Source organism: Bartonella sp. MR168JLCBS (genome assembly GCF_042194175.1).
The window spans coordinates 1-315 of sequence record NZ_JBHIMP010000579.1 but is presented as its reverse complement, the minus strand read 5'-3'; the positions used below and the strand labels follow the sequence as shown (position 1 = coordinate 315).

1 protein-coding gene is annotated in these 315 nt (G+C 33.7%); it reads left to right on the top strand.

Translation table 11 applies throughout. From position 1 onward, the window contains the following. Nucleotides 1-159 (top strand): aminopeptidase N C-terminal domain-containing protein (locus tag ACFIK8_RS12800; protein WP_375669638.1); only part of this gene is annotated, 159 nt, incomplete at its 5' end. Between the last annotated feature and the right edge of the window lie 156 nt (nucleotides 160-315).

Below are 315 nucleotides of genomic sequence, written 5' to 3'. Positions count from 1 at the left end.
AATCCACAACTCGCTTCACGTTTATTAACAATGATGCGCTCTTGGAGACAGTTAGAACCCATTCGGCAAGAAAAATTTGAAACTGCATTAAAAACAATTGCAGCAGCTCCTCAATTATCAAGCGATGTGACTGATATCATCAATCGTCTTCTCGCTTAAAAGAAAAAATATTTTTAAATCAATATATTATAATATTGCTTATGAAATAATATCAAATGAGCTACTCGCTAACGGTTAAGCCTATAAACAGGTAATTTAAGCCTGTTTATAACCCATGTTAAGTTCCTTTTCATTTCCCTACTCCACACTCGTAAA